General features: G+C 49.4%; 19 protein-coding genes and 1 tRNA gene. 11 read left to right on the top strand and 9 right to left on the bottom strand.

Features of this window, described 5'->3' with window-relative positions:
* Positions 1-54: 54 nt before the first annotated feature.
* The 5 genes from HMPREF9370_RS09280 to HMPREF9370_RS09260 all read right to left on the bottom strand — a co-directional run bounded on the left by HMPREF9370_RS09280 (position 55) and on the right by HMPREF9370_RS09260 (position 3,874).
* Positions 55-411 (bottom strand): hypothetical protein, encoded by a 357-nt coding sequence (locus HMPREF9370_RS09280; RefSeq protein ID WP_009117213.1) that lies wholly within the window; start codon positions 409-411, stop codon positions 55-57.
* 239 nt (positions 412-650) lie between these two features.
* Positions 651-1,871 carry a nicotinate phosphoribosyltransferase gene (pncB, locus tag HMPREF9370_RS09275; protein ID WP_009117212.1) on the bottom strand — a complete coding sequence of 407 codons (1,221 nt, stop codon included), beginning with the start codon at positions 1,869-1,871 and terminating at the stop codon, positions 651-653.
* 111 nt (positions 1,872-1,982) lie between these two features.
* A complete protein-coding gene (locus tag HMPREF9370_RS09270) occupies positions 1,983-2,831 on the bottom strand; it encodes a segregation and condensation protein A (protein ID WP_009117211.1) in 849 nt (282 codons plus the stop codon).
* Positions 2,832-2,836: 5 nt separating this feature from the next.
* A complete protein-coding gene (locus tag HMPREF9370_RS09265; RefSeq protein WP_009117210.1) occupies positions 2,837-3,067 on the bottom strand; it encodes a hypothetical protein in 231 nt (76 codons plus the stop codon).
* A gap of 18 nt (positions 3,068-3,085) precedes the next feature.
* Positions 3,086-3,874, bottom strand: coding sequence for a tRNA threonylcarbamoyladenosine dehydratase (locus HMPREF9370_RS09260; RefSeq protein WP_009117209.1), 789 nt, complete (start codon positions 3,872-3,874; stop codon positions 3,086-3,088).
* Positions 3,875-4,014: 140 nt separating this feature from the next.
* On the opposite strand from HMPREF9370_RS09260, the gene HMPREF9370_RS09255 reads away from it, so the two are divergent.
* A complete protein-coding gene (locus HMPREF9370_RS09255) occupies positions 4,015-4,482 on the top strand; it encodes a universal stress protein (protein ID WP_009117208.1) in 468 nt (155 codons plus the stop codon).
* 148 nt (positions 4,483-4,630) lie between these two features.
* On the opposite strand, the gene HMPREF9370_RS09250 is transcribed toward HMPREF9370_RS09255, so the two are convergent.
* A complete protein-coding gene (locus HMPREF9370_RS09250; protein ID WP_009117207.1) occupies positions 4,631-5,086 on the bottom strand; it encodes an NGO0322 family iron-responsive protein in 456 nt (151 codons plus the stop codon).
* 274 nt (positions 5,087-5,360) lie between these two features.
* On the opposite strand from HMPREF9370_RS09250, the gene dnaQ reads away from it, so the two are divergent.
* The 6 genes from dnaQ (at position 5,361) to HMPREF9370_RS09220 (ending at position 10,536) form a co-directional block, all read left to right on the top strand.
* Positions 5,361-6,086, top strand: a complete 726-nt coding sequence (dnaQ, locus tag HMPREF9370_RS09245; RefSeq protein ID WP_009117206.1) for a DNA polymerase III subunit epsilon — start codon at positions 5,361-5,363, stop codon at positions 6,084-6,086.
* On the top strand, positions 6,083-6,766 hold the full coding sequence (gene ispD, locus HMPREF9370_RS09240; RefSeq protein WP_040667132.1) for a 2-C-methyl-D-erythritol 4-phosphate cytidylyltransferase: 684 nt from the start codon (positions 6,083-6,085) through the stop codon (positions 6,764-6,766). The genes dnaQ and ispD overlap by 4 nt, the downstream gene beginning before the upstream one ends.
* A gap of 81 nt (positions 6,767-6,847) precedes the next feature.
* Positions 6,848-7,327 carry a 2-C-methyl-D-erythritol 2,4-cyclodiphosphate synthase gene (ispF, locus tag HMPREF9370_RS09235; protein WP_009117203.1) on the top strand — a complete coding sequence of 160 codons (480 nt, stop codon included), beginning with the start codon at positions 6,848-6,850 and terminating at the stop codon, positions 7,325-7,327.
* Positions 7,328-7,363: 36 nt separating this feature from the next.
* On the top strand, positions 7,364-8,029 hold the full coding sequence (gene rpiA / locus HMPREF9370_RS09230; RefSeq protein WP_040667130.1) for a ribose-5-phosphate isomerase RpiA: 666 nt from the start codon (positions 7,364-7,366) through the stop codon (positions 8,027-8,029).
* Between the two features lie 232 nt (positions 8,030-8,261).
* Positions 8,262-10,334 carry a carbon starvation CstA family protein gene (locus HMPREF9370_RS09225; protein ID WP_009117201.1) on the top strand — a complete coding sequence of 691 codons (2,073 nt, stop codon included), beginning with the start codon at positions 8,262-8,264 and terminating at the stop codon, positions 10,332-10,334.
* A gap of 1 nt (position 10,335) precedes the next feature.
* Positions 10,336-10,536, top strand: coding sequence for a YbdD/YjiX family protein (locus HMPREF9370_RS09220; RefSeq protein ID WP_009117200.1), 201 nt, complete (start codon positions 10,336-10,338; stop codon positions 10,534-10,536).
* A gap of 237 nt (positions 10,537-10,773) precedes the next feature.
* Here the strand turns inward: HMPREF9370_RS09220 and hemE are convergent, their stop codons facing one another.
* Positions 10,774-11,826, bottom strand: coding sequence for a uroporphyrinogen decarboxylase (hemE, locus tag HMPREF9370_RS09215; protein ID WP_009117199.1), 1,053 nt, complete (start codon positions 11,824-11,826; stop codon positions 10,774-10,776).
* A 172-nt stretch (positions 11,827-11,998) separates the two neighbouring features.
* Between hemE and HMPREF9370_RS09210 the strand changes: the two genes are divergently transcribed.
* Positions 11,999-12,074: transfer RNA gene (locus tag HMPREF9370_RS09210), tRNA-Glu, on the top strand.
* 603 nt (positions 12,075-12,677) lie between these two features.
* Here the strand turns inward: HMPREF9370_RS09210 and HMPREF9370_RS09205 are convergent.
* Both HMPREF9370_RS09205 and HMPREF9370_RS09200 read right to left on the bottom strand, forming a co-directional pair.
* Positions 12,678-13,679: a phage portal protein gene (locus tag HMPREF9370_RS09205; protein ID WP_009117197.1), complete on the bottom strand. Its 1,002-nt coding sequence runs from the start codon at positions 13,677-13,679 to the stop codon at positions 12,678-12,680.
* A 10-nt stretch (positions 13,680-13,689) separates the two neighbouring features.
* Positions 13,690-15,528 (bottom strand): terminase large subunit domain-containing protein, encoded by a 1,839-nt coding sequence (locus HMPREF9370_RS09200; protein ID WP_040667624.1) that lies wholly within the window; start codon positions 15,526-15,528, stop codon positions 13,690-13,692.
* A 176-nt stretch (positions 15,529-15,704) separates the two neighbouring features.
* On the opposite strand from HMPREF9370_RS09200, the gene HMPREF9370_RS09195 reads away from it, so the two are divergent.
* The 3 genes from HMPREF9370_RS09195 to gpM are packed head-to-tail and all read left to right on the top strand — an operon-like array spanning position 15,705 to position 18,391.
* Positions 15,705-16,568, top strand: coding sequence for a GPO family capsid scaffolding protein (locus HMPREF9370_RS09195; RefSeq protein ID WP_009117195.1), 864 nt, complete (start codon positions 15,705-15,707; stop codon positions 16,566-16,568).
* A gap of 60 nt (positions 16,569-16,628) precedes the next feature.
* A complete protein-coding gene (locus tag HMPREF9370_RS09190) occupies positions 16,629-17,672 on the top strand; it encodes a P2 family phage major capsid protein (protein ID WP_009117194.1) in 1,044 nt (347 codons plus the stop codon).
* A gap of 50 nt (positions 17,673-17,722) precedes the next feature.
* Positions 17,723-18,391, top strand: a complete 669-nt coding sequence (gene gpM, locus HMPREF9370_RS09185; protein WP_009117193.1) for a phage terminase small subunit — start codon at positions 17,723-17,725, stop codon at positions 18,389-18,391.
* Positions 18,392-18,629 lie beyond the last annotated feature (238 nt).

Here is an 18,629-nt window from a genome sequence, read left to right as displayed (position 1 = left end):
TTTTTATTTCTTTAAATATAATAAATTATATTTAGATAATTTATTATATTTAATTTACCACCATCCGGTAGCCAAATAGCCCGCCGCACCGGCTAAACCACCACCGACTGCACCCCAGCCAGCACCTGCAGCTGCACCAGGAAGAGCACCAACACCACCGGCAGCAGATTCTGCTACACCACCAGCAACTGCGCCTCCAACGGCACCTGTTACAACTCCGTTAGCTGTGGAACGACCAAATTCTTTCCAGCTCCAAGCACCGCCGGCAACCAATTCCAGTTCGTTCATGGTCAATTCATGTGCATTCAGCATCAATGTTTGCATCTTAATATTCCTTTCGAAATTATGGTTAATTGAAGATTTAGGATTAAATGCTATTGGCATAATTAAATCCTGTTTGCATACCACCATTTCAATTTGCCTATGATTTTTTTAAGCAAAGAATTGTTTTTTGTTTTGTTATCTTTTTTATTTCCGTTTTTTTGGTTTAAGTTATAACATTTTTATGAAAATGTCATTTAAAAAATTAACAATTATGTTTTGAAACGGTTATTAAGATTTAGATATTTAAAATATTAAAATGAAAAGAATGCCTGTCTGAAATGATCATTTCAGACAGGCATTCTTAATGCTGATTTATCTGGGCTGACTTATTGTGCTTCCGGTTCGGGAATTTGGAACACCTGCCGTAAATAGGCTAGGAAAGTGTCGTTGTCGGTCATGGTTTTGCCGGGGCTGTCGGAAAGTTTGGCAACCGATTGGCCGTTGCATTCCACCAGTTTCAAAACGATGTTCAGCGTGGTGTGCCCCATATCGTTGGTGAGGTTGGTGCCGATGCCGAAGCTGGTTTTGAAGCGGTCTTTGAAATATTGGTGCAGCGCCCATGATTTGTCGATATCGAGGCCGTCCGAGAATGTAAGCATTTTGGTGCGGCTGTCGATTTTGAGCTTTTTGTAATGTGCATAGGCTTTGTCGCCCCAAACATAAGGGTCGCCGCTATCGTGGCGGAGGCCGTCGAACAGTTTGGCGAAATAAAGGTCGAAATCGCGCAGGAAGGCATCCATGCCTACAACATCGGTGAGGGCGATACCTAAATCACCGCGGTATTCGCGCACCCAGCTTTCAAGGGCGGCTTTTTGGAAGTCGCGCAGGCGGAAATCCAGTGCTTGAAATGCCTGCAAAAATTCATGTGCCATGGTGCCGATGGGTGTGATGCCGAGCTTTTTGGCTAAAAATACGTTGCTGGTGCCGCGCACAATTTCAGGGGCGGCAGCATATAGGGTTCTAATCACATGTTCTTGCCAGGCTAAATTGTAGCGGCGGCGGGTGCCGAAATCGGAAATCAAAAAAGGCGGGTCGTTGGGGTTTTGAATGGAAGCCAGCTCTTTCAAACGTTCGGCTTTAGCTTGCAGACGCCGTTCGCCTTCGTCCAGCACTTCGGGCGTTTCGAGGCGGCGGAAATAGAGTTCGTTAACAATGGCGAGAATGTAAATTTCGAAAAACATCGCTTGTATCATCGGGCCTTCCACTTTGATGTGCAGGCGGCCCGTATCATCGGTGCTGACTTTGACAAAGCGGCGTTTGAGCTGGAAAAGCTCCATATAATCTACGAAATCGCTTTTGATAAAGCGCATGGCACGCAGATAATCTAGCTCGTCTTGCGTGAGCTTCAGCTCGCACAGCCAATCCAATTCGCGCTCTAAATCGGCTTTGATGTCGGCCAGCGGGTAAACGGTTTGATCGTTGTTGCGGCAGCGGAATTCATACACGCCGTGGGCTTGCGGGAATTGGTGCAGAATCACCTGCAGCATGGTGAATTTGTATAAATCGGTGTCGAGCAGGGAGCGGATAATGGGGGTGTTATTCGACATATTTTTGTTCCCGTATGAGAAGAATGTGTTTAATTAAAACATGTTTGTTTGCATCTGTGTGATTTATTATGGACTATGCCTGTCTGAAATTTTTCAGACAGGCATAGTGGTTTATATCCCTTCTATACTTGTATCGCTTTCCTCAATATCTTCTACCGCGCCGCTTTGGGCATGAATTTCGATTTCGGCAAAATTCTCCGGCTGTACAATACGCACCAATCCTTCTTTGGCCAATTCGAGCAGCGCGATAAAGTTCACCACCACATAAGCGCACCCCTGCTCGGGCCGGAATAGTTCGGAAAACCGGCAAAACCCGCTTTGCAGGCGGCGCAGGATGCTGCTCATCTGCGCGCGCACGGAAATGGCTTCCTGCACCACTTCATGTGAACGGGTATGTTTGGCGCGCGATAAAATGCCGAGCCACGCCTGAGTGAGGTCGGCCACTTGGATTTCCGGCAATTTGGCTTCCACTGCAATTTCCAGCGGCAGATAAGCCCATGCGAAATCGCGGCCTGCGCGTGGCAAGGCATCAAGCCCGGCGGCGGCGAGTTTCATTTGCTCGTAAGCCAGTAGGCGGCGCACCAGCTCGGCGCGCGGGTCGGCGGCTTCTTCGTCTTCCAATGGCGCGGGCTGAGGCAGCAGCAGACGTGATTTAATTTCAATCAACACGGCTGCCATCAACAGATACTCCGCCGCCAAATCAAATTGGTGGGCTTCCATTTGGGCGATATAGTGCAGATATTGCTCGGTGATCTTGGTCATCGGAATATCCAACACATCAATATTCTGCTTGCGGATTAAGTAAAGCAGCAAATCCAGCGGCCCTTGAAAGCTGTGCAACACAACTTTGAGCGCATCCGGCGGGATAAACAAATCCTGCGGAACATCGGTAACGGGCTGCCCGAAAATCCAGGCAACGGCATATTCGTTGTGAAACACGGGTAGGGAGGGCTGTATCATGTTAATCAACTTTGACTGTCGTCAATCAGGCGCTTGATGTAGCGGCCTTTGGTGAATATTAACAAAGCGTTGTAAGAGCCTGCGCCGTCGCTGTTGCGGGCAAACAAGTAGATTTTATCTGCTTTCCGGTTATAGAAGCAGCTGTGGTATTGCGCATCGGGCTGGAATAAATTGTCGAAATCGGCACAGGCCGGCAGGCTTAATGATAACAGTAAGAGTAAGGCAGTGGTTTTCATGTTTGTGGTTTGGGAAAGTCAGTTTTCAGACAGGCATTGTTTGGCCAAGTAATCGATTGCAGCCTGTGCGCAATACAGGCCGAACGAGGCGGTTACCAGAATGCTTGCGCCATAGCCCGCACACGACAAACCTTGCGGCGCGTTGCCGGTTTCACATGTTTCGCCTGTTTGCGGCGGTGTGATGTTTTCGGTGGAAAATACGCACGGCACGCGCATTGTTTTTTTCGTATCGCGGGTAAAGCCGTAGCGTTTGCGCAGCGTGTAGCGCAAATTGGCTAAAAGCGGGTCGTGGGTTACGCGGCTTAAATCGGCGGTTCGGATGAGTGCCGGATTTTTTTGCCCGCCCGCACCGCCGCTGAGGATAAACGGCTGCTTGTGTTTGACAAAATAATCGGCCATTGCGGCTTTTACGCGGATTTGGTCGATGGCGTCAATCACAAAATCAAAACCGTTTCCAAACAGCTCCGCCAGATTGTCTTCGGTAACGAAATCTTCGATTTCGGCCACTTGGCAGGCCGGATTGATTTGTAGGATGCGCTCGTGCAGCGATCTGACTTTGGCTTTGCCGAATTCGGAAGTGAGCGCGGGGAGCTGGCGGTTGACATTGGATTCGGCAACATTATCCAGATCAATCAGGGTAAGGCGACCTATGCCGCTGCGGGCTAAGGCTTCCACCGCCCAAGAGCCGACACCGCCCACTCCGACCACACACACATGGGCACCGGTAAAGCGTTGCAGAGCCGCGTGGCCGTAAAGCCGCGCGATGCCGCCGAAGCGTCGGGAAAATAATGAAGATTGGTCAATCATAATCAAGCGTGACTTTGTTTTAAGTCAAAATAGTAAAAAAAATACCGACAAAAGCGGGAAGCTCTATTATACTGCAATAAGACAAGAATAAATTTCATTAGGCTTGTTATACTTCAACCCATAACGATAAGGAGAGAGCTATGTACAAACATTTGGTTGTCGCAGTAGATGGCAGCGCAACTTCTTTAAATGCATTGCAACATGCTTGCGAGCTGGCCGTAACCGGCAAATCCAAACTCACTTTGGTGCATGTTGCCAATCCCGCTGAATATATGGCTTTGGCTCCTGAGTTTTTACAGCATGAAAGCTATGAAGCGGCTGCTGTGGCGCAGGGCAATGAAGTACTTGAGTTTGCAGAAAAAACAGCGCGCGATACCGGCGTTACCGATATCCATACGTATTTGCTGGTCGCTTTGAAAGGCGCGAGGGAAATGGCGCAGGAGCTGGTGGATTATGCCGATAATAATGGCGCCGACTTGTTGGTGTTGGGCACGCATGGTCGCAGCGGTTTGATGCATTTGCTGATGGGCAGCTTTGCTGAAACCGTGATGCGCCAAAGCCATTTGCCTTTGCTGGTTATCCGCAGCCAGCCGGAAGAACAGGAATAACTCTGATAAACAACAATGCCTGTCTGAAAACGAGCAACGCGAGTTTTCAGACAGGCATTCTTTATTGAATCAGGCTTTTGGTAAAGCAAAAAAATCGCCCCTGAAAAATCGGGGGCGCAAAAGGAACACAAACCACTACCAAAAATCGTTACAAAGCAAAACTTTTCATTCTTTCGTTTGCCGGATACAGCGCGCGCATTAAGTCGTGCGGCGATATTGTGAAATCTTGCGTATTATCAATTGTTAACCGACCTTGCTGCGGTGAAAGCTCTACCAAGCATGCTTGATTCTCCCGGTTGCTTTGAAAGCGGCGGCGGAGTGCTTCAGCGGCGCGGCGGTAAACCGAATCTTTTCTGTGTACTGTACGGGCGGTTGCAATCCAACTGATGCGGGCTCGTTCTTCCTCATCTTCAATTAAAAGGATGCCGGGCTGCGGTTGGCTGGGCGCATCGCCTTCATTTTTAAGCCACATATAATACAAGCCGTCCAAATTAACCAATGCCGCATCGTGTATTTGCGATCCGGTTGCCAAGAGGGCATAAGCATTTTGCCGGTGCAGCCTTAAAATATCAGGAGCTAAAGACCAAAATAGACTTTCAGACATTTTGTCCTCCTAAATCTCAAGCTGGTTAATCGGGTGTTGCTTGTGTGATTTATAGCGATAATAAATCAATAATTTTAATTTTGCAAATGATAATTGTTATTATTTTTGTGATTTGAAATAACTTTATGATTTTTATGAAAATAAAATATCAAAAGATTTGATTAAAGTTGACTGATTTACTCGGAAAATATGAAAAACAAGGGTTTGACGGGTTGTTCAACAAAGTCGGTAATTTCAGCTAAAATACGCGTGTTTTTAGAAAAGCAGATAAATTATGAGCCACAACCGTCAGATTATCCTGGACACAGAAACCACGGGTTTCAAGCCCAATATGGGCGACCGTATACTGGAATTTGCCGGTATTGAAATGAAGTCGCGCCAGCTTACAGGCAGCCATCTGCATCTTTATATCCATCCCGACCGCGATATTCCCGAAGATTCGATTAATGTACACGGCATCACTTTGGAGAAGCTGGAAGGTGAACCGAAATTCGAAGAAGTAGGGCAGCGGATTGCCGATTATTTGCGCGGCGCGGAACTGATTATCCACAATGCGCCGTTTGACGTGGGCTTTTTGGATATGGAATTCCAGCGCATGGGTCTGCCGACCATCAGCGGCTTGGGCTGCACGGTTACAGATACGCTGGCGATGGCGCGCGAAATGTTTCCGGGGCAGAAAAACAGCTTGGATGCTTTGTGTAACCGCTTTGAGGTTGACCGCAGCAAGCGTGTGTTTCACGGCGCGTTAATCGACTGCGAGCTGCTGGCGGAAGTTTATCTTTCCATGACGCGCGGCCAATTCAGCCTGGTTGAGGATATGGCTGAGGAAACCGAAGAAATTTCCGCAGCGCGCAGAGCTGCCCGACCCGCCTGCTTGCAAGTGCTTCATGCTTCGGCAGAGGAATTGGCCGAGCACGAAGCTTATCTTGACGGCTTGGACAAAGCAGTCGGCGGCACTTGCAGATGGCGCGAGGAAAAAGAAGCAGAAGGTGCGGCATGAGGCGCAATATCGCTTTGATTCCGGCAGCCGGTGTGGGCGAGCGCTTCGGCGCCGGCAAGCCGAAACAGTATGTGGAAATTGCCGGCAAAACGGTGTTGCAGCATACTTTGGCTATATTTTTGAATTGCGCTGCTATTGATAATGTGGCGGTGGTGCTGTCGCCCGAAGATAATGTTTTTCAGACAGGCATTCATGAAAAACTGCATGTGCTGAAAGTGGGCGGGCAAACGCGGGCAGAGAGCGTGCGCAACGGCTTATCTGACTTGTTAAAGAGCGGTTTGGCCGAAGAGACGGATAATATTTTGGTGCACGATGCTGCCCGCTGCTGTTTGCCGCAAGCAGCTTTGCTGCGCTTGATTGAAACGGCGGGAGCATGTGAAGAGGGCGGTATTCTGGCCGTGCCGGTGGCAGATACGTTGAAACGCGCGGCAGATAATGCGATTGACGCTACCGTGCCGCGCAGAGGTTTGTGGCAGGCGCAGACGCCGCAGCTTTTTCGCGCCGGTTTGCTGCATAAAGCGCTTGCCGTGCCGGATTTAAGTGCGGTTACGGATGAGGCTTCCGCTGTGGAAATGCTCGGAGTACATCCGCTGCTGGTGTTGGGCGACACGCGGAACCTCAAGCTTACGCTGCCGCAAGACGAATATATCGTGCGTCTTTTATTGCAGCAGGCAGATTGAGTTTTCAGACAGGCATTGGGTTAATCTAATGCCTGTCTGAAAACATTCGAATAAAATTGAATCAGATTTAAAGGAAACGATATGAATATCCGTATTGGGCAGGGTTATGATGTGCATCAATTGGTGGAAGGCCGCCCTCTGATACTCGGCGGTATAACCATTCCGTTTGAAAAAGGTCTGCTTGGCCATTCTGATGCCGATGCGCTGCTGCATGCTGTAACCGACGCGATCCTCGGGGCCGCTGGTTTGGGCGATATCGGTAGCCATTTCCCCGATACGGCGGCAGAGTTTAAAGATGCCGACAGTCGTGTGCTTTTGCGTAAGGCTTATGAAGCGGTTCGGGCAAAAGGTTGGCGTATAGTGAATGTAGACACCACAATCATTGCGCAAAAACCGAAACTTGCGCCACATATTGCCGCAATGCGAGCGAACTTGGCGGCGGATTTGGGTATTGGGCAAGATTGCGTTAACATTAAGGGCAAAACCAATGAAAAACTCGGCTATCTGGGCAGAATGGAAGGTATTGAAGCGCAGGCAGCGGTTTTATTGATGGCTGTATGATTGTTTATTGATACTTGGTCTTTAGGAGAAATATTCATGGCAACGCAAGACGAATTGAAATGCATGGCGGCGGAAAAAGCAGTAGATTTCATACCGGAAAACGAATATATCGGTATCGGCACCGGATCAACTGTTAATTACTTCATCAAAGCGCTGGCAGTAAGTGGCAAGAAAATCAAAGGTGCGGTGAGCACTTCTCAGAAAACGAGCGAGTTGATGGCTGAATACGGCATTCCTGAAGTAGAGCTCGGCGATGTGTCGCGTTTGGCCGTGTATGTGGACGGTGCAGACGAAATCAACCACACCTTGCAAATGATTAAAGGCGGCGGTGCGGCGCATTTACCGGAAAAAATCGTAGCCAGCGCATCCGATTTGTTTATCTGTATCGCTGATGAAAGCAAATATGTAACTCGTTTGGGTAAATTCCCCTTGCCGGTAGAAGTGGTGCCGATGGCGCGTTCTTTGGTTTCGCGCAGGCTTGTGGCATTGGGTGGCGAACCGGAGTTGCGTTTGGGTTGCCATACCTGGCATGATAATTTGATTGTGGATGTGCACGGCTTGGATTTGTCCAAACCGCTGACAATGGAAGAAACCATCAATAATATTCCGGGTGTGGTGGAAAACGGCATCTTCGCCCGCAATGCCGCCGACATTCTGATTCTGGGCAGACCAACCGGTGCGGAAGTGATTAAAATCCGCTAAACCTGCCGGTTTGAATAACCCACCTACATATGCCTGTCTGAAAAATTCAGACAGGCATTGATTTTCCGATTGTAAAGATTTATTTATTTTGCTGTTTATATGTTAACCTCGCAGGCGTAAAAGAAGAATTAGGTAACACAGATCGGTAAACGGCTGTCTGCCGGTGCTGCTTGGAAATATATCCAACGGCAAAACCGGTAATTTGATAAAAAGCAGTTCAAGGAGATGAATTATGAAACAGCTCAAATCATTTGTGATTTGGGGACTGGTGGTCTTGGTAGGCCTTGCCTCGTTTACCACGCTGGCAATGAGCAGGGGCGAGCAGATAAGCGCGATTTGGATGGTTTCGGCTGCCGTTTCGGTGTATTGCATTGCCTACCGTTATTACAGTCTTTATATCGCCAATAAAGTGATGCAGCTCGACCCGAACCGCCTCACTCCCGCCGAACGGCACAACGACGGTTTAGACTATGTGCCTACGCACAAAGGCGTGCTGTTCGGCCACCACTTTGCGGCGATTGCCGGGGCAGGGCCGCTGGTAGGGCCGGTGTTGGCCGCACAGATGGGTTATCTGCCGGGCACGCTTTGGATTATTTTCGGTGTGGTGTTTGCCGGTGCCGTTCAGGACATGATGGTGTTGTTTGTTTCTATGCGCCGCGACGGTAAATCGCTGGGCGATATTGTGAAGCAGGAGCTGGGCACCATCCCGGGTGTGATTGCTTCCATCGGCATTCTGATGATTATGGTCATCATTATGGCCGTGCTGGCGCTGATTGTGGTGAAAGCTCTGGTACACAGCCCGTGGGGCACGTTCACCATCGCCGCCACCATTCCGATTGCCTTGTTTATGGGCATTTACACGCGCTATATCCGCCCGGGTAAAATCGGCGAGATTTCCGTTGTCGGCTTTATTTTGCTGATGTTGGCGATTGTGTACGGTGAAAACGTGGCGCAAAGCTCGTTCGGCCAATGGTTTGACCTGGACGGCGTAGGGCTGACTTGGGCGATTATGATTTACGGCTTTATTGCGGCCGTATTGCCCGTTTGGCTGCTGCTTACCCCGCGTGATTATCTTTCCACTTTCCTGAAAATCGGTACCATCATCGCATTGGCTATCGGCATTGTGATTGTGAATCCGCCGCTCTTGATGGATCCGGTAACCAAATTTATCGACGGCACAGGCCCTGTGTTTTCAGGCAGCCTTTTCCCGTTCCTGTTTATCACGATTGCCTGTGGTGCCGTTTCCGGTTTCCATGCGCTGATTTCTTCCGGTACCACGCCGAAAATGGTGGAAAACGAAACCCATGTGCGCATGATTGGTTATGGCGGCATGTTAATGGAGAGCTTTGTGGCGATTATGGCTCTGGCTGCCGCCGCTTCGCTTGACCCGGGCGTGTATTTCGCCATGAACAGCCCGGCTGCGTTGATTGGTACGGATGCCGCCAACGCTGCATCTGTGATTACCAATAAGCTGGGTTATCCGGTTACCGAAACCGCTTTGCTGCAAATGGCGAAAGATGTGGGCGAAAACACCATTCTCTCGCGTGCCGGCGGTGCGCCGACTTTGGCAGTGGGTATGGCCAACATTATGAGCCAGCTGATTTCCGGCCCGGGCATGATGGCTTTCTGGTATCACTTTGCTCTGCTGTTTGAAGCCTTGTTTATTCTTACCGCAGTGGATGCCGGCACACGCGTGGCGCGCTTTATGATTCAGGATTTGGGCGGCGTGTTTTACAAACCGTTCTCCAACACCGACAGCCTGCCTGCCAACCTGGTAGCCACTTTTATGGCAGTGGCATTGTGGGGTTATTTCCTCTACACCGGCGTAACCGACCCGTTGGGCGGCATCAACTCGTTGTGGCCGCTTTTTGGTATTGCCAACCAAATGCTGGCGGGCGTGGCGCTGATTATGTGTACCGTTGTATTGGTGAAAATGAAGCGCGAGCGCTATATGTGGGTAACTTTGGTGCCTGCCTGCGGCGTGTTGTTTGTCACTTGCTATGCCGGTTTGCAAAAACTGTTCCACAGCGACCCGCGTATCAGCTTCCTGTCGCATGCCGCCAAGTATCAGGCAGCGTTAGATAAAGGCGAAATTCTGGCACCGGCAAAAGATGCAACGCAAATATCGCGCATTATTTTGAACGACTATGTCAATTCCGGCCTTACCGTATTATTCTTGTCAGTAGTGGTTGTGGTGGCCTTTTACGGTGTGCGCGTTGCGCTGAAAGCCAGCAAAATCGCTTGGCCGACCGCTAAAGAAGTGCCTGCCGTTATGCGCAATGAAGTAACAAAAACAGAGGTGTGATATGTCTTGGACGCAACGCATCCGAAAACTATGGAAAAGCACGCGCGTGGCCGCGAATCTGATGGCCGGCGTGCCGGATTATGAAAATTACGTTGCCCGCCAGCGTAAACACAATCCCAATGCGCCCGTGATGACTGAATTGCAGTTTCAAGATTATTGCAGCAAGCGCCGTTGTGGTAGCAACGGCGGTAAATGCTGTTGAGATAAGCCTGTGTTGAATTAAGAAAGCCACCCGAAATATTCGGGTGGCTTTTGGTTTTTCAGACAGGCATATTAGTAAATAGTCAGGGTTCGTCATGCTCGGGCTTGACTCGAGCATCTCCTAAAGTTGCTGGAACTCAAGATACTCGGGTCAAGCCCGAATATAAAGGGCTTGCTATTTTTTAAGTTTGTTTGTGATTGTGACGGTTGAGTCGGATATTAGAAATCCCGTTCAGATTCAAACCCGAGATAATTCATGCACTTTATCCACCAGTATCTTTACATGCTCAGGATTGGTAAACTGGTTAATACCATGCCCTAAATTAAAGACATGCCCGCTGCCGCTGCCATAGCCTTTTAGAATGCGCGCCACTTCGGCTTCAATGCTCTGCGGTGTACCGAATAGGGCGAACGGGTCGAAATTACCTTGCAACGCCACTTTATCGCCCACACGGCGGCGCGCGTCGGCAATGTCGCAGGTCCAGTCCAAACCCAGCGCGTCTGCGCCCGCTTCAGCCATTGCTTCCAGCCACAAACCGCCGCCTTTGGTAAACAGAATCACCGGCACTCGGCGGCCTTCATTTTCACGCAGCAAGCCCGCCACAATCTGCTTCATATAGCGCAGACTGAACTCTTCAAACGCAGGCGGTGTGAGCACGCCGCCCCAAGTATCGAAAATCTGAACCGCTTGCGCTCCCGCTTTAATTTGTTCGTTCAGATAAGCCGTAACCGCTTCGGCATTAACTTGCAAAATATGATGCAGCAAATCTGGCCGATCATACATCATGGATTTAATCGTGCGGAATTCTTTGCTGCCGCCGCCTTCCACCATATAACACGCCAGCGTGAACGGGCTACCGGAAAAACCGATCAGTGGCACACGGCCATCCAAAGCCTTGCGTATGGAAGACACCGCATCAAAAACATAAGTTAATTTGGCCATATCCGGCACGCAAAGCGCCCGCACATCTTGCTCTTTCTTCAAGGGGCGTTCAAATTTCGGGCCTTCTCCCTCGGCAAAATATAGCCCTAAGCCCATAGCATCCGGCACAGTCAAAATATCGGAAAACAAAATCGCAGCATCCAAATCAAAGCGATCTAGTGGCTGGATGGTTACTTCGGTTGCCAATTCCGTGTTTTTGCACAAATCCAAAAAGCTGCCCGCGCGCGCGCGCGTTTCCTTATATTCACTCAGATAACGCCCCGCCTGCCGCATCAGCCAAACCGGTGTGTAATCCACTGGTTCTTTCAACAAAGCACGCAGAAAAGTATCGTTTTTAAGCTGGCTCATTCTGATTTTTCCAATTAAGGTTAAACAGGCTGCATCATAACATAGGCCTGTCTGAAAATGCCTGTCTGAAACGGTTAAACTTAAGCTTGCCGCGCATGTTTGGGGTTCAACGGAATCAGGTAGACAAAAGTTGACGCTGCATCAAAAGCACGGTATATTTCGCAGCTTCCACGCGCCCATCGTCTAGAGGCCTAGGACACTGCCCTTTCACGGCGGCAACCGGGGTTCGAATCCCCGTGGGCGTGCCAGATTCTGTAAAAATCCGCTTGGTTAGTAAGGCGGATTTTTTGTTTTCTGTATTTAAAGAAAGCATATTGTTATGTTTCTTACTTATATGAGCTTTAATACAAGATAAAAAATAAGCTTCTGAATTGCTCAGAAGCTTATTTTTTATCTTGGTGCCGGCGGCAAGCGTCGGTTTAGGTGCGTGGAAAATGGGATATAAGCGGCTTTTTTGTGTTTTTACAAGGGCTTAAAGTGGGTTTTTATCTGTTTGGGTTTGCACAAAATAGCATATTAAGGTATTTGATGTTACTTTGTTTTGTCACAAATTTGGCACGGGAAATGCGCATTTTTATGGTTTGTCTTTAAGGTGCATAATGATGCATAAAATTGCGGGGTTGTGCGTAAATTTGCGTAATATTTTTAGGGTGTGAAAATGCTGGAAACATTATATTACATGTGGTTTTGAATAGGATGGGTTAGTGCATAAAAAATGCCTTATTTTTTGCAATGCGCGGGCGCGGAGGGAAGTGCGCGGCGGAGGAGGTGGGGGTGTTGGTTTGAGAAGTGCAAAAAAAATCTTTTATCCTATTCGGATAAAAGATTTGGGTGTTGAGGAGGTGTAAGTTTTATTTGTCGGTCGCGTTGTCGTCGATTTGATAGGGGGTGAATTTGAATACCTCAAGTCCGATGCGATCGTTAACATCAAGGAAGGTTTGATGCATTGGCGCCACTTCATTTTTAGCGAAGACTTTCGCTACTGTCATCGCATCACCTAAGCCGCCGGCTGCTTTGGGTACAATCCCCATTAGTGCGGGTGGTATCCTATGAATAGCCAACATATCTTCAGCGCTTACTTGTTTAATGTTAAGAAACTCATCTTTGGCTGCCACTTCCGCGATCGGGATAAGCTTTAGCCCTTCCGCGTTGCCGCCGGGGGCGCGCAGCACAATATTTTTAAAATTACCGGCGCCTTTTGAATTTCGGAGTTGTGTTTTCACTTTTTCCCAGCCTTCCTCATCTATCTGCGTGTCAGTTGAGTAAAGTATGAAGCCAGCGTGTGATCCGTTTTTATAATACCGCACGCGGAACTTTGTAGCTGCCGCATTAAGATCGGCAGAATCCATAGCCGATAAATAATAGGGCAATCCGTAAACTTCCTGCTGCAAGTCCGGTTGCATGATATGGATAACATCTTCACCCGGAATCTTTTCATAATGCGCGGCGCCGATGCAGTCATTACGCATATAACAAAAATCCTGCAAGTTGGATGCTCGGCGCATATATAGTGCAAGCCTGTTTTTCACCGAAATCATTTTGCCGAAGCGGTTGCGCTGAATCTCAAGATAACCATTTCCCAGCACCAAAAAATTAAAAGCCAGCTTTTCAAATTCCGAGCGCGAAAGATAGGGCGTAGGCTCGAACGTACCTTTCAGAATATTGATTTTCGCCTGTACTGCGCTGGCATGATGCAAGCCCGTTTTTAACAGCCGCACCAAATCAAACCAAGATACCGGCGTTTCAAAATAATGCCCGTTGTCAAAGCATCCGATAAAATCAAATAAACGGTGTTCGCCCGTGAAATCCTCGAAGCTAAACGCATCCACATCAACCTTAGTATCAACAATCATCCTAAAATCCTCAATAAATATCCACCGAACCACGCCCGGAAATCACACCGTCCAAAGGTTCCTGATAAAACACCTGTAAAGCTGCCCACGCAACATCGGAATGGCTTAACTCTTTAGAGCGGCCAGATTCATAAGTCACCTGCTTACCGCTGGCGGTTGTTGCCGTGCGGATACTTAAAAATGCTGCTGTAATATCCTTATGATCAATTTCCCATTCAACCCGCTTGGCGCGGATAAGCGCATGCATTTTATTAATCATCAAATACTTTTCAGGCAGCGAATAATTCACCCCGATAACTTGCGGAAAAAACTTTTGCACCAATTGGAAAACCGCCGCACCAAGCCCGGTTTTATCAATCACCACCTTTTCCACGCGGAAGCGATCAAACGCCTTACGGATAAAATCAGCCTGCGCCTGAAAATCGTTACCGTGTAGCATATGCCGCTCGATGATGCGGAATTTGTCCCCGTTAAATCGGGGCGGCAAAACCACCACCATAGCCGCCGCATCGCCCGAATCCGTCGGATCGTATCCGATCCAAACCGGAAGATTGCCAACCGGGCGGATTGCCAGTGGCTTGTAAAAATCTTCCCAATCATCCCATGAGCTGACCGTGCATTTTTGCAGATCGGTCAACGCAAACACCGAATCCCCTGCTTCCACAAATTCACACATGAAAAGCTGCCGGAATTCCGCCGGCGAGTTTTCGAGCAACAATTGATCGCGGTCAAACAACGTACATCCGCCGCGTTCCGCGTCATCCAGCGTAACAATCTGTCTGAATTGCCCGTCGGCGCAAGCCATACCGCCCATCAATGCTGCATGCGACACATCAAGCTTGATATGATCCGACGCATCGCGACCGTCGTTAAATTGTTCGCCTGTCCAAAACGGATATGCCTGATGAGATGTAGACGACGGCGTAGAGAAATAAGTGATACGGTATTGCTTTTGAGAAGCCATCGGTTTGGCAACCCGCGTCAATTCCTTGAAATCAGGAATCCAAAAATACTCATCCACATATAAATCACCGTGCCGGCCTTGAGCTGTGCGGCTGTTGGTGCCCAAAAAATAAAGCGTGGCCGCATTATTCAGCCGGATAGAATCCCCTTTGAGTTCCACGCCCACCATTTCGGCCAAGTCGATGATGTACTGCTTAAACTGAAAAGCCTGCGCCCGCGAAGCAGACAAAAACACCTTGTTTTTCCCGGTAACAAGCGCATCAACCAATGCTTCGCGCGCAAAAAAGAAAGTTGCACCGATCTGCCGGCTTTTCAGCAAATTGCGGAAGCGCACCCGCGTTTCAAACCAAAACCGCTGATAGTCAAACATTTGCTCGCGGAAAATCTGTTGCACCCTAACAATCTGTTCCGCCGTGAAATGATTATGTTCTTTTTTGCGGTTGTCCCTTACCTTTTCGCGCTTTTGCGCCCGTTCGCGCGGCGGGTTGTCGATGGTCGGCGGCGTGTGTTCCCACGGCGGCGCCTGATTATCCGGCATCGCTTTGCCGAGGGTCTGTATTTCAACCGCCGCTTCAGACGGTTCACTCTTGCGCATATTGCCGCCCATCAAGGCAAACAGATTTTTGATTTCCTTATAGTCCGCATCCGACTTACGCGGTTGGTTAACCAACAAATGCAGCCTTACTTCAGCACTGGCGGCCACCCGCTGCATAGGCGTGCCGCCATCCCAGTTATCCCGGTTTTTCCACGAATAGATAACCGTCGGTTTCACGCCAAGATGCCGGGCAATATCAGAAATCCGCCAGCCTTGCCAATAAAGCTGCCGGGCGGATACGCGCGGGTCAAGATTTGCCTGTGCCGATATTGGATAGTCCGTTTTTCCCATGTTTAAAAAAATCATCGTTGCAAAGCTACACAATCGGCGATTTTCAGACAGGCTTAAAGCGGCTTGCGATGTAAAAAATACCCTAAGCAGGCAGCGCAATAGACCAAGCATAAAGAGCTTGCCAAGATTAAGGCTTAATCGTAGGCAAGTTTAAGAAACAAGCGGAAAAGCAGACTATGGGCGAAAAAACAATCACCGAATGGCGCATCATCGGCGTAAGCGGCGAAACCGTAGACGGGCGTCAAATATCGGCCGCCGAGCTAAAGCAGATGGCCGAGCAATACGATCCCGAAATCTATGGGGCGAGAATCAATCTCGAGCATTTTAATTTTCTGTTCCCGGGGTGGGGCGGCGGCTATGGCGATGTGTTGGAGCTGAAAGCCGAGCCGTGGAGCAAAGACAAAACCAAAACCGCCCTGCTGGCGAAGATGTCGGTGTTGCCGAATTTGCAAGAGCTGTGGGATGAGGGCGAAAAAATCTATACCAGTATGGAAATCACCGCCCCGTTTGCCGATACCGGCAAAGCCTACCTAACCGGGTTGGCAATCACAAATACGCCGGCCAGCTTGGGTACGACAGCCAATTTCTCGCGTGCCGTACTTGCCGCCGGTGTGAAAAATTCCAAATTATCCGATTATCGAATCAGTGAAAAACAAGGTGAAACCATGTCACAAAACCAAACCCCGGCATCAGCCGAAGACCAGCCGTTAACCAAGTCCGAAGCCGAAGGCATTTTCAGCCGATTGCTTGCAAAATTCAGTAAGTCCGAACCTGAAGCCAAACCGGAGCCGCAGACTGAAGACATTCAAGCGGGCGGGGCCGATGCCGGCATGGTTGAAGAATTGAAGAAAGAATATGCCGCCGCTGCCGAACTTATCGAAAAACTGATTGAAGAAAAAGAAAGTCAGAAAAGCGATTTTGCCGCTTTGCGCAAAGAATTTGACGAGCTGAAAGCCCGCCTTGAAAACGAAGCATACACAGGCGAGCGCGAGCCGCACGTTGGCGCGGATGATAAAGATAAGGCAATAGTGGGCTGGTAAGCCGAAGCCTGTTTTTTGAAATCGACATAATTTGAAATCGACATAAAAGGATAAACCGAAATGCGTTACAACCAATTAGCTGCCGCCATTGCCGTGATGTTTTCCGCAGTTGCCGAAGCAAACAACATTGCTGTTGATCGAGTAAGCCAAGACTTTGCCGTGGAGCCGGGCGCCGTGCAAAAAATGTATGACGAAATCGCCCAATCCAGCGAGCTGTTGCGCAAAATCAATATCGTAGGCAAAGAAGAAAAGCTGGGGGAAACCATCGGGATGGATAACGGCCTGATCGGGTCTACTACCGATACGTCTGATGACGAAGCCGAGCGCAAGCCGCGCAGCATCCACAATTTGAACGGCCGTAAATTCGTGTTGGAACAGGTCAATTTTGATGTTCGCCTGCGTTATTCCGAAATCGACGGCTGGGCACATGTCGTAAAAGATTTTCCGGCGCGTGTAAATAAGCGTATTGCCAGTGCCATTGCCGTAAGCATGATCACCATTGGCATGAACGGTAAAAGCCGTGCGAAAACTTCCAATTTCTCATCAAACCCGCTGTTGCAGGATGTGGCCAAAGGCTGGCTGCAAAAAATGCGTGAGGAAAACAAAACCCGCGTAATGGGCTGGGAATCGAATCAGATCGGCACGGCCAAAAAAGCCGTGAAGTACGGCCCGGGCGCAGAAGAGTATAAAAACCTAGATGCAATCGTAACCGATGTCATGAACGAAATGATTGACGAGCGCTTCGCCGATCGCACTGATTTCGTCGTGTTGGCAAGCCGCCGCACGGTGGGCGATAAGTATCTGCGTATCGTCAATGCCAGCGGCGAAACGGCAACCGAAATCGAAGCGGGCGGCCGCTTGAGCAAAGAGCGCACATTAGGCGGCCTGCCCGTAATGTATGTGCCGAATATGCCGGCCGGCACGCTGTTTATCACGCCCTTATCCAATTTGTCGATTTACTATCAAACCGGCGGTGAGCGTCGTCACTTGGTGGATAACCCGAAAAAAGACCAATTGGAAAGCTACCAATCCAAAAACATTGATTTCATTGTCGAGGAATACGGCGCCGCCGTACTGGTGGAAAACGTAGAATTTGCAGCGTAACCGCATCAAAGCCTGTCTGATTTTCAGACAGGCATCATGATGGAGAAAAAATGAGTAGTCCGGCAAGAAGACATTTTGATGAAACCGCCGCCAGTTTGGCCGCGCAGGCCGAGGGTATGGATTTGGCGCAGTTAACCGTTTATCAGCGTTTGCAGCGGCAACTTCAGGGTGACAAAACCATCCTGAAAAGCCTTGCGGGCGTCAGCGATAAAGTGAAAGCCAAAGCCGGCATGCTGTCCAATTACGAGGATTGGATTAAAGGCGTGATGGAAAGCGGCGCGGTGGCCGAGGATGACAAAGTAACGCCTACCATCTTGGTATGGATGATCGATTGCGGTTTGTTGGACGAGGCTATGCCGCTGGCGGCATTCGCCATGTCACACAACATGCAGTCGGCCGATGAATATCAACGCGCTATGCCCGAAATCATTGTCGAGCAATACGCCGAGCAAATGGCGGCGGGTGCGGCCATCAGCCCGGATAATCTAAAAATCCTGATTGGTTGGGCAACAGAGAAAAACGATAGCGGCCTGCATCAACACAATATGCCCGATCAAATCCGCGCCAAGCTGCTGAAAGCCGCCGGTGAGCAGGCGGAAGAAGAAGGCAAGGCCGAAGAAGCTTTGCGCCTGTACCGCCTTGCGGTTGGCTACAACGATAAAGTTGGCGTGAAAAAACGCATCGACGCATTGGAAAAGCAGCTAAAAGCTGCCCAGTAAGGGCTTCCTCCCCCTATGGCGTGCGGTCGGCCAGTCTGTCGGGTCTGTTTCCTGCCTTGCCAGCCTGCGCCGCCGCCTCCGCCATACCCTAATCAAGGTGTCAAAGTGAACGGCATAAGTTTTAACGGTGCGCCGCGCCCCTATCAAAGCGCGGGCTATGAAACCATCCGATCCGGCGCATTTTGGCCGGAAATCAATCTAAACGATTTGCGCGACGCCATGCGGATTGATGCCTGTT

Source organism: Neisseria wadsworthii 9715, assembly GCF_000227765.1.
Taxonomy (GTDB): Bacteria; Pseudomonadota; Gammaproteobacteria; order Burkholderiales; family Neisseriaceae; genus Neisseria; species Neisseria wadsworthii.
This window is presented reverse-complemented; position numbering and strand designations above follow the sequence as displayed.